This window comes from Stenotrophomonas sp. 24(2023), assembly GCF_030913365.1.
Taxonomy (GTDB): Bacteria; Pseudomonadota; Gammaproteobacteria; order Xanthomonadales; family Xanthomonadaceae; genus Stenotrophomonas.
Genome location: NZ_CP133160.1, coordinates 971,768 through 985,697, shown reverse-complemented (window position 1 = coordinate 985,697; position 13,930 = coordinate 971,768). Strand labels below are relative to the sequence as shown.

Here is a 13,930-nt window from a genome sequence, read left to right as displayed (position 1 = left end):
AATTTCGTGGTCGCAGAGTATAGATGACGCACGGTGGCGGCTGGGGTCGGCACCGGGGGAGAGCATGGGGAAAGCCTGGGGCTGCGTGTCGAACCTGTGAGGTGCTTCACAGCAGGGCGGCTTCCGTTTGCTAAGAATACGTTATTAATGCGAGGACGCAGCTTCTGTGTCCAAGTGCCCGTCGGCAGGGGAGAAACCGTGGGGCTCATCCCAAAAAGTCAGTCGCCGCTCATCGGCGTCGACATCAGTTCGACTGCGGTCAAGCTCCTGCAGCTGTCCCGCAGTGGCAACCGTTTCCGCGTGGAACATTACGCCGTGGAACCGTTGCCGCCCAATGCAGTGGTGGAAAAGAACATCGTTGAAGTGGAGGCCGTGGGTGAGGCCATCCGCCGTGCGTTGAACCGTGCCGGCAGCAAGGCCAAGCTGGCCGCGGCCGCCGTGGCCGGTTCGGCGGTGATCACCAAGGTGATCCCGATGCCGGCCGACCTGGACGAGGACGACATGGAAGCCCAGGTCGAGCTCGAAGCGGTCAACTACATTCCCTACCCGATCGAGGAAGTGAACCTGGACTTCGAGGTGATCGGGGCGATCCCGAACAACCCGGAAATGGTCCAGGTGCTGCTGGCCGCATCGCGGTCTGAAAACGTCGAACTGCGCCAGTCCGCGCTGGAACTGGGCGGGCTGACCGCCAAGGTCATGGACGTGGAAGCCTTCGCGATCGAGAACGCCTTCGGCCTGGTGGCCAGCGACCTGCAGGTCGCCAGCGATGGCGTGGTGGCGCTGGTGGACATCGGTGCTACCATGACCACCCTGATCGTGCTGCGCGGTGGCCGCAGCCTGTACAGCCGCGAACAGGTGTTCGGCGGCAAGCAGCTGACCGACGAGATCATGCGCCGCTATGGCCTGAGCTATGAGGAAGCAGGCCTGGCCAAGCGCCAGGGCGGGTTGCCGGAAAGCTACGAGATGGAAGTGCTCGAGCCGTTCAAGGAAGCCACCGTCCAGCAGATCAGCCGCCTGCTGCAGTTCTTCTATGCCGGCAGCGAATTCAACCGCGTCGACCACATCGTGCTGGCCGGCGGCTGTGCCGCGCTGGGGGGGCTGCCGGAAATGGTCGAGGAGCAGCTGGGCGTGCCGACCGTGGTCGCCAATCCGCTGGCGCAGATGACCCTCGGGCCGAAAGTACAGGCGCAGGCGCTGGCCCAGGATGCGCCGGCACTGATGATCGCCACCGGTCTGGCGCTGAGGAGCTTCGACTGATGGCACGCATCAACCTGTTGCCCTGGCGTGCCGAACGCCGCAAACAGCGCCAGAAGGAGTTCTACGCGATGCTGGGCGTGGCCGCCATCGGTGGCCTGTTCCTGTCGCTGGTGATCTGGTTCTACTACGACCGCGAACTGGGCGGCCAGAACGAGCGCAACGCCTACCTTGAAACCGAGATCCAGAAGGTCAAGGAGCAGAACAAGGAAATCGACCGCCTGGACGAGCAGCGGGCCCGCCTGCTGGCCCGCAAGGACGTGATCGAGCAGCTGCAGGCCAAGCGTTCGCAGATGGTCCATCTGTTCGACGCCCTGGTGCGCACCATCCCCGATGGCGTCGTGCTGACCGCGTTGAAGCAGGAAGGCGACGTGCTGACCCTGGAAGGCCGCACCCAGTCCAACGCCCGCGTGTCCACCTACATGCGCGCCCTGGAAACGTCCGGCTGGATGACCAGCCCGGAGCTGGCGATCATCGAGGCACGTGCACCGGACAAGGACGGCAAGAACAACGGCCCGGTCAATGACATCAAGGCACTGCCCTACGTGTTCGTGGTCAAGGTGAACCTGCCCAAGCAGGGGGAGGACACGGCGGGCACGCCGGGCCTGAACCCCGATGGCAGTGTCGCCCACGCCCCGGCCGATCCGGCTGCCGCGCCGGCGGTCGTGCCGTTGGCGCCGGCGGCGGCCCCTGCAGCCCCGGCCGGCGCAACCCCGGCCACTGCCCCGGCAGCGCCGGCCACCCCGGCCACTGCTCCGGCCACCCCGGCACCCGCTGCCGCTCCGCCGGCCGCATCGCCGGCCAAGCCGGCCCCGGTGCGGCCTGAAGGCAGCCGCCTGGCGCAGCCGCCGCAGGCCCGCATCGCGCTGCTGCAGGGGGACCTCGCATGAGCCAGAAGAAGATCAATCTCAAGGACCTGGACTTCAACAACATCGGCAACTGGCCGCAGCAGCCGAAGATCATCTTCTGCGCGCTGCTGGCCGGGGTGATCCTGTTCGTGTCGTGGATGCTGCTCATCAGCGACAAGCGCGAGGAACTGGCCGTTGCCGAAGCCAAGGAAGTGACCCTGCGTGCCAGCTTCCATGACGAGCAGCAGCGCGCGCTCAAGCTCGAGCCGCTCAAGCAGCAGCTGGCCCAGATGGAACAGGTGCTGCAGCAGATGCTGCGCCAGCTGCCGAGCAAGACCGAGATGCCGGACCTGATCATCGACATCTCGCAGACGGCGCTGTCCAGCGGCCTGGCCAACGAACTGTTCGAGCCGCAGCCCGAACAGATCCAGGAGTTCTACGCGGAAAAGCCGATCAAGCTGCGCATGGTGGGCAGCTACCACCAGTTCGGCGCTTTCGTCAGCGGGGTGGCCTCGCTGCCGCGCGTGGTGATCCTGACCATGCATGACATCAACCTCAAGCCCAAGGAAAAGGACAAGGACGGCAAGGGCGCCATCACCGCGCGCGCCGGGGCACTGGAACTGTCGGGCACGGTGAAGACCTACCGCTACCTGGACGATTCGGAAATGACCGCCGCCGGGACCGGGCCTGCGGGCAAGGGCACCGATGGCAAGAGCGCCGATGGCAAGGGAGGCAAGCCGTGAACCGTCTTCCTGCCTGGATGGGGATGCTGCTGGCGGCCGTGCTGCTGGCGGGGTGTGGTCGTGGTGTGACCAGCACGCCCGGCGATGCGCCGAACCTGGAAAAGTGGGTCGAAAGCGAGCGCTCGCTGCCGGCCGAACCGCTGGACCCGCTGCCGGTGATGCAGCAGTTCGAAACCTTCGAGTATTCGGCCCAGGGGTTGCGTGACCCGTTCACCGACGCCTGGACCAGCCCGCAGAACGTGGCGGGGCTGCGCCCGGATCCGAACCGCCGCAAGGAGCCGCTGGAAGGCTTCCCGCTGGACAGCCTGGACATGGTGGGGACCATCGGTTCGGGCGCTGGCATGGTCGCGCTGGTGATGGCGCCGGACAAGGTGACCTACCGTGTACGCCCGGGTGCCTACCTTGGGCAGAGCGACGGCCGGACCACCGCGGTGCATGAAGACCGGATCGAGCTGATTGAGTTGGTGCCGGATGGTGCGGGTGGCTGGCTGGAACGCCCGGCGACACTCGCACTGGAAGATCAATGATCGTTAATGGGGATAGCACGATGACCTTTCACCAAGCCAAGGGGCTGCGTCCCATCCGGCGCTCTACCTTGAACCCCATCGGCGCGTTGGGAGTCGCGCTGATGCTGGCCTGTGCCCCGGCGCTGGCTGCTGCTCCTGCGGAAAAGCCGCAGGGCGCGGCGCTGGCCGCCCACGGCGCGCCGGCCACGCCACCGGCTGCGGCGCTGTCGGTGTCGCGGATCGATTTCAAGCGGGGTGATGACGGCGCCGGCCGCCTCATCCTGCAGTTCGACGGGCAGGGCGCCAATCCGGACCTGCGTACCCAGGGCAACAGCGTGGTGGTTGATGTCGGCAATGCCCGGCTGCCGGCCAACCTGCAGAAGACCCTGAACGTCACCGACTTCGCCACGCCGGTGCAGCGCATCGAGCCCAAGCCCTACGGGGGGGGCACCCAGCTGGTGCTGAGCACCAGCGGGCCGGCCGAATCGCTGGCCTACCAGAGCGGCAACGAGTACGTGGTGGAAATCATGCCGCGCCAGGCGGCCGCGGCGACCGGGGCGATCAACGCCGGCACCGTGACCCAGGCCGCTGCGGCGGTTGCCCAGCGTGGCTATTCGGGCAAGCCGGTCACCTTCAACTTCCAGGACGTGCCGGTGCGCACCGTGCTGCAGTTGATCGCCGAGGAGTCCAACCTGAACGTCGTGGCGTCCGATTCGGTGGAGGGCAATGTCACCCTGCGCCTGGTCAACGTGCCGTGGGACCAGGCACTGGACATCGTGCTGCGGGCCAAGGGCCTGGACAAGCGCCGTGATGGCAGCGTGGTGTGGGTGGCCCCGCAGGCCGAACTGGCCAAGTTCGAACAGGAAAAGGAAGACGCGCGCATCGCCATCGAGAACCGCGAGGATCTGGTCACCGATTACGTGCAGATCAACTACCACAGCGCCACGGCCATCTTCAAAGCGCTGACGGAGGCGCGTGGCATCGGCGGCGGTGGCAGTGGCGGTGGTGGCGGCAGCGGCGGTTCCAGCGCACAGGAAGAGAGTGGTTTCCTGTCCGGTCGCGGCCGCATCGTTGCCGACGAGCGCACCAACACGCTGATGATCAGCGATATTCCGAAGAAGATCGCGCGCATGCGCGAGCTGATCAACGTCATCGACCGCCCGGTCGACCAGGTGCTGATCGAGAGCCGCATCGTCATCGCCACCGATACCTTCGCCCGCGACCTGGGCGCGAAGTTCGGCATCACCGGCAACCGCAACAACGTGTTCTATGGCAGCAAGCTGGGTGATACGCACGCCAACATCCAGAATCAGTCCGACAACGACTACACCTACGCCAAGGCCTACAACGACTGGGTGGCCGGTGGCCGCACTGGGTCCGAGCCGATCCGCCAGCCGAACAAGATCACCTCCAGCCCGATGTTCAACCTGCCGGCGCTGGGCAACAACCCCGGCTCGCTGGCGCTGTCCATCCTCAACGCGGGTTACCTGCTGGATGTCGAACTGTCGGCGATGCAGCAGGAAGCGCGTGGCGAGGTGATCTCCAACCCGCGCGTGGTCACCACCAACCAGCGTGAAGCGTTGATCAAGCAGGGCAAGGAAATCGGCTACGTCACCATCAGCGGTGGCGGTGCCGGCGGTGCGGCGCAGGCCAACGTGCAGTTCAAGGAAGTGGTGCTGGAACTGCGGGTGACCCCGACCATCACCAACGACAACCGCGTGTTCCTCAACATGCAGGTGAAGAAGGACGAGGTGCAGCGCTACATCACCCTGGCCGGCTACGGCGAAGTGCCGGAAATCAACCGTCGCGAAGTCAACACGGCCGTGCTGGTGGAAGACGGCCAGACGGTGGTCATCGGTGGCGTGTACGAGTTCACCGACCGCAACAGCGTCAGCAAGGTGCCGTTCCTGGGCGATGTGCCCTTCCTGGGCAACCTGTTCAAGCAGCGCAGCCGCAGCAAGGACAAGGCCGAACTGCTGGTGTTCGTGACCCCGAAGGTGCTGCGCGTGGCCAAGCGCAGCTGAGCAGGCCGCCGTGCCTGCACGATGACACGGGCCGCATCAGCGGCCCGTGTCGTTTCCGGCGTTCAGGCGATCTTGATGCCACCCGGCGCCGTGGCCTGCGATGATGTAGGGAACCCGTGCCGTCCCACGCCGGTCCAACCCTGCCATGAACCTGCCTCCCCCGATGCCTGACACCGCCGTGGCCCCGGCCGCCGCCGCACCTTCCCGCCTGCACGAGGCGTTCGCCGCGCTACGCCAGGCGCTGTCGGCCGAGATCGTCGGCCAGGCCGCCCTGGTGGAACGCCTGCTGATCGCGCTGCTGGCCGATGGCCACCTGCTGGTCGAAGGCGCACCCGGCCTGGCCAAGACCACGGCCATCCGTGCGTTGGCAGCGCGGCTGGAGGCGGAGTTCTCGCGTGTGCAGTTCACCCCGGACCTGCTGCCGGCCGATCTGACCGGCACCGAGATCTGGCGGCCCCAGGAAGGGCGTTTCGAATTCGTTCCCGGCCCGATCTTCCATCCCATCCTGCTGGCCGATGAAATCAACCGTGCACCGGCCAAGGTCCAGTCCGCGCTGCTGGAGGCGATGGGGGAGCGGCAGGTGACGGTGGGACGGCATACCTACGCCCTGCCGCCGCTGTTCCTGGTGATGGCCACGCAGAACCCGATCGAGCAGGAAGGCACGTTCCCGCTGCCGGAAGCCCAGCTGGACCGCTTCCTGATGCATGTGCGCATCGATTACCCCGACCAGGCGGCCGAATCGGAAATCCTGCGGCTGGCGCGCGAGCGTGCCCGTGGGGCGTTGGACAACGTCAGCACCTCGCCCGGGAAGCTGCCGCTGCAGGACGTCTTCGATGCCCGCCGTGAAGTGCTGGGCCTGCATATGGCACCGGCACTGGAGCGCTATTTGATCGAGCTGGTGCTGGCCTCGCGCGACCCGGGCCGCTATGACGCTGCACTGGCCCGCCGCATTGCCTGGGGGGTCAGCCCGCGCGGCTCGATCGCGCTGGAACGCTGCGCGCGTGCGCGCGCCTGGCTGGCCGGGCGCGATTTCGTCACCCCCGATGACGTGCGGGCCGTGGCCGCCGATGTGCTGCGCCACCGCGTGCTGCCCAGTTACGAGGCCACGGCCGAAGGCTGGGATGGCCAGCGCCTGGTGGATGAACTGCTGGCCCGGGTACCGGCCCCCTGAGCACGACGATGGCGGCTGCACCTTCCCTGGCCGATGGCGATGGCCTGCGCCCGCACCTGGCCGAACTGGTGGCACTGCGCCGGCTGGCCCAGCGCCCGCCGCCGCCACGCCGTGGCCGGGCGGGCCTGGCGGGGCAGGCCCCTTCGCCGCTGCGGGGCCGTGGCATGGAATACGCCGAATCGCGCGAATACGTGGCCGGTGATGATGCGCGGCATATCGACTGGCGGGTGACCGCACGTACCGGCCGTGCCCATACCAAGCTGTTCCAGGCCGAACGCGAACGGGTCACCCTGATCGTGGCCGACACCGCGCCGGCGCTGTATTTCGGTACGCGCGTGCGGTTCAAATCGGTGCAGGCCGCGCGTGCCGGCGCGGTGGCGGCGTGGTCGGCGCAGCGGCGTGGCGATCGCATCGCTGCCCTGCGCGGCAGTGACCTGGAACCGCCGGTGGCACCCGCCGGCGGTGCCCGTGGCGTGCTGCGCGTGCTCGACGCACTGACCCGCTGGTATGCACAGCCACCGGCCGATGACCTCGGCCTGGCGCGTGCGCTGGACCATGCCGGCCGCGTACTGCGACCGGGCGCGCGCATGCTGGTGCTGGCCGATCCGCGCCAGGCGCTGCAGATTCCACCGGCACGCTGGGCGGCACTGGCCCAGCACCATGACCTGAGCCTGCTGCTGCTGGTGGACCCGCTGGAACTGGACCCACCCGCAGCGCAGCTGGAGTTCCTGGCGGACCAGCAGCGGATCGGCCTGGACCTGCGCGGCGTGGAGACGCAGGTGCAGTGGCAGGCCCGTTTCGTGGCGCCGTTGCACGAACTGCAGCAGCAGTTGGCGGCGCGCCGCATCGATGTGCACGTGCTGCGCAGCGATGCGCCCAGTGATGCCTGGCTGGCCGCCCAGCCCGGGCAGGTGCCGGCATGAGTGCGACGCTGCCGCTGCGTGATGTGCACCTGCCGCCCAGCCCCGGCTGGTGGCCGTTGCCGCTGGGCGGGTGGCTGGTACTGGCCGGGCTGCTGGTCGTGGCCGCTGCGGTGGCGTGGTGGGGGTACCGCCGTCGTGCCCGGCAGCGGCGCTGGCAGCGCGAGTTCGATGATGAAGTGGCCGCGGCGGCTGCCGGTGCACCGCGCATCGCGGCGATCGCCGCACTGCTGCGGCGCGCACAGCGGCAGGTGCGGCCGGGCAGCGAGGCGCTGCAGGGAATGCCATGGCTGGACTGCATCGACCCGGCCCGGCAACTGCCCGATGCACAGCGCGCGCTGCTGCTGGAGGGGGCCTATCGTCCGCAGGTCGATGCCGATGGCAGCGTGGCCCTGCAGGCATGGGCGCGCGCGCGCTTTCTGGCGTTGCGGCAGGGAGCGCGCCGATGAGTACCTGGGCGGCAGGATGGCCCTGGCCCGATCTGCTGCTGGCCTGGCCCTGGGCCCTGCTGGCCTTGCCGCTGCCGTGGCTGATGCGGGTGTGGCGGCGCCGCCAGGGGCGGCAGGGCGCGGCCCTGCGCGTGCCGTACACGGCGGAGGATCTGCAGTCGCTGGCCGGGCAGCCCCGCGTGCCCGGCGCCGCACTGCAGCGGCTGCTGCTGTGGCTGGGCTGGTGCGCGTTGTGCCTGGCGCTGGCACGGCCGCAGCACCTGGGCGATGCCATCGTGCCCCCGGTGGAAGGACGGCAGATGATGCTGGCGGTGGACGTGTCGGGCAGCATGAGTGAAGCGGACATGGCGCTGGGCACGCAGGTGGTCGATCGGCTCACGGCCGCCAAGGCGGTGCTGGCCGATTTTCTGGACCGCCGTGCCGGCGACCGCATCGGCCTGCTGATCTTTGGCGACCGCGCGTACACCTTGACGCCGCTGACCGCCGACCTGGCCAGCGTGCGTGACCAGCTGCGCGACAGCGTGGTCGGCCTGGCCGGGCGCGAGACCGCCATCGGCGATGCCATCGCGCTGGCCGTCAAGCGCCTGCGCACCCAGCCGGAGGGGCAGCGCGTGCTGATCCTGCTGACCGATGGCGTCAGCAACGCCGGGCTGCTGCAACCGCTGCGCGCTGCGGAACTGGCCCGTACCGAGGGCGTGCGCATCCATACCGTGGCCTTTGGTGGCGACGGCGCCATGCGCCTGTTCGGCCTGCAGGTACAACCGGACCAGGACCCGGTGGATGAAGCGACGCTGCGGCGCATTGCCGACATGACCGGCGGGCGCTTCTTCCGCGCACGCGATACCGACCAGCTGGCGGGCATCTACGCCGAGCTGGACCGGCTGGAACCGACCGCTGCGCGGGGGCCTTCGCTGCGGCCCCGCATCGAGTGGTACGCCTGGCCGCTGGCCATCGCGCTGCTGCTGGGGGCACTGGCCTGGCTGCTGCCGGAGCGCCGCCGATGAACCTGGCCATGCTGGATACCCTGCATTTCCTGCGCCCGCAGGCGTTGTGGCTGCTGCTGGCCCTGCCAGTGATCGTTGCCGTGGCGCTCTACCGTGGCCGCCGTGCCCAGGTCTGGCAGCAGGCCGTGGATGCCCACCTGCTGCCCCACCTGCTGGTGGCCGGGCAGGGGCGCGGCCCAGGCCTGCCGTGGGCGCTGCTGCTGGGATGGGGGCTGGCGGCATTGGCGCTGGCCGGCCCGAGCTGGCGCCAGCAACCGCAACCGCTGTGGCAGGCCGCTTCCCCGTTGCTGGTCGTGCTGGATCTGTCCAGCCGGATCACCGCCACCGATCTGCCGCCCTCGCGCCTGCTGCAGGCACGGGCGAAGCTGGGCACGCTGCTGGCGCAGCGCCAGGGCGGGCAGGTGGGGTTGGTGGTCTACGCCGAGGATGCCTACACGGTCGCACCGCTGACCGAGGACACCTCCAACGTGGCGCTGTACCTGGATGCGCTTGCACCGGACATCATGCCGGCCGATGGCCAGCGCGCCGACCGTGCGCTGGCGTGGGCCACGCGCCTGCTGCAGCAGGCCGGTGCGGCACGCGGGCAGATCCTGCTGGTGACCGACCGCGCCGATACCGAGGCGGTACGCGCTGCAGGACAGGCGCACGCGCAGGGCTTCACGGTGTCCGCGCTGGGGTTGGGCACCGTGGCCGGTGCCGCCTACCGCGACCGCCGCGGGCAGATCGGGCCGGCGGCGCTGGATGCCGGCAGCCTGCGTGCCCTGGCGGCGGCTGGCGGCGGCCGCTACCAGCCCGTTGCCAGCGATGACCAGGACCTGCGCGCGCTGGATGTGCTGCGTGCCGAGCAGGGCGGACAACAGCAGCGCCCCGGCGAAAGCCGGGTCTGGATCGACGAGGGGTACTGGCTGCTGCCGCCGCTGATGCTGCTGGCGCTGCTGGCATTCCGTCGCCGCGCGGTGCTGGCGGTCGTGCTGGCGCTGGGGGTGCTGCCGTTGAGCGGCGAACTGCATGCGCAGGCGCGGCAGGCTGCGCCGGTGGCCGGCACGCTGTGGCAGCGTGCGGACCAGGTGGCGCATGAGCGGATCGCGGCCGGTGTACGGGCCTACCATGACGGCGACTTCGCCACCGCGCAGGCGCGCTTCGAGGGCATCGACAGCGGCCCGGGCTGGTACAACCTGGGCAACGCGCTGGCGCGCCAGGGTCGCTACGACGAAGCCATCACCGCCTATGACCAAGCGCTGGCCCGGCAGCCCGGCATGGCCGATGCCGTGGCCAACCGCGCCGTGGTCGATGCCGCCCGCAAGCGCAAGCCACCGCAGAACACCCCGGGACAGGGCAACGGGCCGCAGCCACCGCCGTCCTCACCTGCGCGGCAGCCACCGCAGCAGCATCCCGCACAGGACCCGCAAGGGCAGGGCCAGCCGGGGCAGCGGGGCACGCCGCAGGCCCCCGGACCGGCCCCGCAGCAGGCGCAGTCCGGCCGCCCGGACGGCGCGCAGGGGCCGCAGACAGAAGACCGCCAGGCCCAGGAAAAGGCCGATGCCGAGCAGCGCCAGCGCATGCAGCAGGCCATGCAGCAGCACGCGGGCACGCCGGCGCCGGCAGCGGCCCGCAGCGATGGCCGCACGCCGCAGCAGCGCGAAGCGCAACAGGCCGTGGAGGCCTGGATGCGGCGCGTGCCGGATGACCCGGGCAACCTGCTGCGGGCGAAGTTCCAGCTGGAAAACGAACGCAGGAAACGGGAAGGACGATGACATCCAGCCACTACGGCCATTGGGTGCGGATGCCAGCGCGGGTGCTGCTGGCGCTGCTGTTGTGGCTGCCGGTGTGCGCACTGGCGCTGGCACAGGCCCCCCGCGCATGGCTGGACCGCACGCAGATCGCCCAGGGCGACACGGTCATGCTGAACATCGAAAGTGGCGGTGATGCCCCCGATTACGCGCCGCTGCAGGTGGATTTCGCGCTGGGGGAACAGACCAGCAGCCGCCAGGTGGAATGGCGCAACGGCCAGCTGCAGCAGCGCATGCTGTACGGGGTGGCCATGACCCCGCGGCGCAGCGGTACGCTGGTGGTGCCGGCGTTGCCGGTGGGGGCGGCGCGCACCGCGCCACTGCAGCTGCAGGTCACGGCCGCACCGGGCGCCAGTGCAGCAGGTGCTGGCGCTGGCGCTGGCGGTGAGGCTTTCCTGGAAACCGATGTCGATGATGCCAGCCCCTACGTGCAGCAAAGCGTGGGCGTAGTGGTACGCCTGTTCTTCGCCTCGCAGCTGGCATCGGGCGAACTGGTGCTGGATACCCCGCAGGGGGCGTCGCTGCAGCGGGTGGGCGATGACCGCAGCGATGTGCGCCAGGTCAACGGCCGCCGCTACAACGTGGTGGAGCGGCGCTACCTGCTGATTCCCGAGCGCAGCGGTGCGCTGCGGCTGCCTGCCGCCCGTTTTACCGGACGCAGCGCCGGTGGTTTCTTCGATGATTTCTTCGGGCGTGGGGATGGCCGCATGAGCGCCATCGGGCCCGAACGCGTGCTGCAGGTGCGTGCGCAACCCGCAGGTGCGCCGCAGCCGTGGTTGCCGCTGCACGACCTGCAGCTGCGCTATACGGCCACGCCCGGTTCGGCGCGGGTAGGCGAAGCGGCCAGCGTGGTGGTCGAGGCGGTGGCCGTTGGCGCTACCCGTGCACAGTTCACCGACCTGCCGGTGCCGGACATGGGGCCGGGCGCACAGGTATTCGCCGAGCCCGCGCAGTACGACGAATCCTTCGCCGGTGGCAGCCCGCGGCTGAAGGTCAGCCGCCGCTATTCCATCGTGCCGCGCCAGGCCGGCAGCCTGGACGTGCCCGGGCCGCAGCTTCACTGGTGGGACGTGGCCCAGGGGGCGGCACGCACTGCCCAGCTGCCGCCCCTGGCCTTGACCGTGGCGGCGGCCCGGCCGGGCAGCGCTGCGCCGCCCGCGCCGACGCCGATCGATACCCAGGCGGCCTTGCCGGATCAGGCGGTTGGCGATGCCGTTCCGGTTTCCCCGTCCGCACCGGCCACATGGCCCTGGCCATGGCTCGCGCTGGCGGCGGGGTTGGTGGTGCTGTGGCTGTTGACCCTGTGGTGGGGCTGGCGGCGCGGGCGTGGACCGCGCTCTGCCGGCGGCACGCCGCCCGATGGGGCGGGCACGGCCGCCGGCCGGGGGCTTGCGGCAACGCCGGCGGTACTGCGCCAGGCCCTGGATGCCGACGGGTTCGATGCTATCGAGCGGGTGCTGTGCACGATGGCGGGCGTGGCGCGGCTGGAGCAGGTCATCGAGCGCCTGGCCGATCCGCGCCAGCGCGAACTGCTGCAGCAGCTGCAGGAGGCCCGCTGGGGCGGGCAGGGCGATCTGCCCGGCCTGCGCCAGCACCTGCGTGCGGCCTTCCGCGACGGTCCGCGCTGGGTGCCTGCCGGTACCGCGGCCGACACCGCGCTGGCACCGCTGTACCCCCCGCCGCGTCGCTGAACCGGCGCGGCTTGCGCGCTTTGTTAGAGTAGATTCATTTTTCGAGGAATCCCGCGTATGACAGCAACGGCTGCCGGCAAGAAGAAGATGCCCCTGCATTGGAAGATGGGCATCGGCTTTGCGCTCGGCCTGGTCCTGGGCCTGATCGTGCACGCCCTGGGCGGCAGCATCGAAGGCCTGCAGACCGGTGCCAAGTGGGTAATGGACTACGTCACCACCCCGGCTTCGGGTCTGTTCCTCAACCTGATCTTCATGCTGATCGTGCCGCTGATCTTCTCGGCGCTGATCATGGGCGTGTCGGAGATGGGGGACATCCGCGCCCTGGGCCGCATCGGCTGGAAGACCCTGGCCTATACCGTGCTGTTGTCCGGTATCGCCGTGGGCATCGGCCTGGTGCTGGTCAACGTCCTCAAGCCCGGTGCCGGTGTGGACCCGCATGTGGCCGCGCAGATGCTGTCGGAGAACGCCGAGCGCAGCAAGGAAATCGTCGCCGGTATCCATGGCACGCCCAAGGGCATGGACATGCTGCTGTCGATCGTGCCGAGCAACGTGCTGCAGGCCGCCTCGGACAACGGCGCGATCCTGTCGCTGATGTTCTTCGCCCTGATGTTCGGCATCGGCATGGTGCTGACCAATGAAGAGAAGGTCGCCCCGCTGCGCCGCGCCATCGAAGGCGTGTTCGAGATCTCGATGACCCTGATCAACCTGGTCATCCGCCTGGCCCCGTACGCGGTGGCCTGCTTCATGTTCAACCTGGCCGCACTGTTCGGTTTCGAACTGATCATCCGCCTGGGCGCCTACGTGGGCGTGGTGGTGCTGGCCCTGGGCCTGCACATGGTGGTGACCTACGGTACGGCGGTGTGGCTGTCCGGCCGTTCGCCGCTGGGCTTCTTCCGCGATACCCAGGAGGCCACCGTGATGGCCTTCTCCACCGCGTCCAGCAACGCCACCCTGCCGACCGCGCTGCGCGTGGCCGACCAGATGAAGCTGCCGCAGCGCGTGTCGCGCTTCGTGCTGACCGTGGGCGCGACCGCCAACCAGAACGGCACCGCGCTGTTCGAAGGCGTGACGGTGATCTTCCTGGCCCAGTTCTTCGGCGTGGACCTGTCCATCGGCCAGCAGTTCATGGTGATGGCAGTGTGCATCCTGGGCGGCATCGGCACGGCCGGCGTGCCGTCCGGCTCGCTGCCGGTGGTGGCGATGATCTGTGCCATGGTCGGGGTGAACCCGCTGGGCATCGGCCTGATCCTGGGCGTGAACCACTTCCTGGACATGTGCCGTACCGCGTTGAACGTGACCGGCGATCTGGCCCTGACCACCCTGGTGGCCAAGGGCGAGCCGCAGGACGGCCCGGAACTGGTGCCGCACCGCGACTGACAGCGGGCGGCCCAGCTGGCCTGACCAGGGCCGGCGCCTTTTCCCGCGGGGAAGGGCGCCGGCCCTTTTTCGTCGGGGGCGTGGCCCGTGAAACGGCATGTGAAGGGTGTCGCGCGAGCGCCGAGGCGCTCAAGCTGCGACAATAGGCCGCCC

Annotated in this window: 12 protein-coding genes; all 12 read left to right on the top strand. The window is 69.4% G+C overall.

Annotation, left to right across the window (positions count from 1 at the left end; all coding sequences use genetic code 11):
• Positions 1 to 198: 198 nt before the first annotated feature.
• A complete protein-coding gene (locus tag Q9R17_RS04365) occupies positions 199 to 1,257 on the top strand; it encodes a pilus assembly protein PilM (RefSeq protein ID WP_343238779.1) in 1,059 nt (352 codons plus the stop codon).
• Positions 1,257 to 2,144, top strand: coding sequence for a PilN domain-containing protein (locus tag Q9R17_RS04360; protein ID WP_308157224.1), 888 nt, complete (start codon positions 1,257 to 1,259; stop codon positions 2,142 to 2,144). Before Q9R17_RS04365 ends, Q9R17_RS04360 begins: the two co-directional genes overlap by 1 nt.
• Complete coding sequence (gene pilO, locus Q9R17_RS04355; protein WP_308157223.1) at positions 2,141 to 2,845, top strand: type 4a pilus biogenesis protein PilO; 705 nt, start codon at positions 2,141 to 2,143, stop codon at positions 2,843 to 2,845. Before Q9R17_RS04360 ends, pilO begins: the two co-directional genes overlap by 4 nt.
• Positions 2,846 to 2,862: 17 nt before the next feature.
• The gene (locus tag Q9R17_RS04350; protein WP_308158274.1) at positions 2,863 to 3,372 is read left to right on the top strand and encodes a pilus assembly protein PilP; all 510 of its coding nucleotides are present in this window, start codon (positions 2,863 to 2,865) and stop codon (positions 3,370 to 3,372) included.
• A gap of 20 nt (positions 3,373 to 3,392) precedes the next feature.
• Positions 3,393 to 5,375: a type IV pilus secretin PilQ family protein gene (locus Q9R17_RS04345; RefSeq protein ID WP_308157222.1), complete on the top strand. Its 1,983-nt coding sequence runs from the start codon at positions 3,393 to 3,395 to the stop codon at positions 5,373 to 5,375.
• Positions 5,376 to 5,520: 145 nt separating this feature from the next.
• Complete coding sequence (locus Q9R17_RS04340) at positions 5,521 to 6,546, top strand: MoxR family ATPase (protein ID WP_308157221.1); 1,026 nt, start codon at positions 5,521 to 5,523, stop codon at positions 6,544 to 6,546.
• Between the two features lie 8 nt (positions 6,547 to 6,554).
• Complete coding sequence (locus Q9R17_RS04335) at positions 6,555 to 7,469, top strand: DUF58 domain-containing protein (protein ID WP_308157220.1); 915 nt, start codon at positions 6,555 to 6,557, stop codon at positions 7,467 to 7,469.
• Positions 7,466 to 7,915: a DUF4381 family protein gene (locus Q9R17_RS04330; RefSeq protein WP_308157219.1), complete on the top strand. Its 450-nt coding sequence runs from the start codon at positions 7,466 to 7,468 to the stop codon at positions 7,913 to 7,915. The genes Q9R17_RS04335 and Q9R17_RS04330 overlap by 4 nt, the downstream gene beginning before the upstream one ends.
• Positions 7,912 to 8,919: a VWA domain-containing protein gene (locus tag Q9R17_RS04325; protein WP_308157218.1), complete on the top strand. Its 1,008-nt coding sequence runs from the start codon at positions 7,912 to 7,914 to the stop codon at positions 8,917 to 8,919. The genes Q9R17_RS04330 and Q9R17_RS04325 overlap by 4 nt, the downstream gene beginning before the upstream one ends.
• Positions 8,916 to 10,673, top strand: a complete 1,758-nt coding sequence (locus Q9R17_RS04320; RefSeq protein ID WP_308157217.1) for a VWA domain-containing protein — start codon at positions 8,916 to 8,918, stop codon at positions 10,671 to 10,673. Before Q9R17_RS04325 ends, Q9R17_RS04320 begins: the two co-directional genes overlap by 4 nt.
• Entirely contained in the window at positions 10,670 to 12,400 is a 1,731-nt protein-coding gene (locus tag Q9R17_RS04315) for a BatD family protein (RefSeq protein ID WP_308157216.1), read from the top strand. Before Q9R17_RS04320 ends, Q9R17_RS04315 begins: the two co-directional genes overlap by 4 nt.
• Positions 12,401 to 12,457: 57 nt before the next feature.
• The gene (locus tag Q9R17_RS04310) at positions 12,458 to 13,777 is read left to right on the top strand and encodes a dicarboxylate/amino acid:cation symporter (protein ID WP_308157215.1); all 1,320 of its coding nucleotides are present in this window, start codon (positions 12,458 to 12,460) and stop codon (positions 13,775 to 13,777) included.
• Positions 13,778 to 13,930 lie beyond the last annotated feature (153 nt).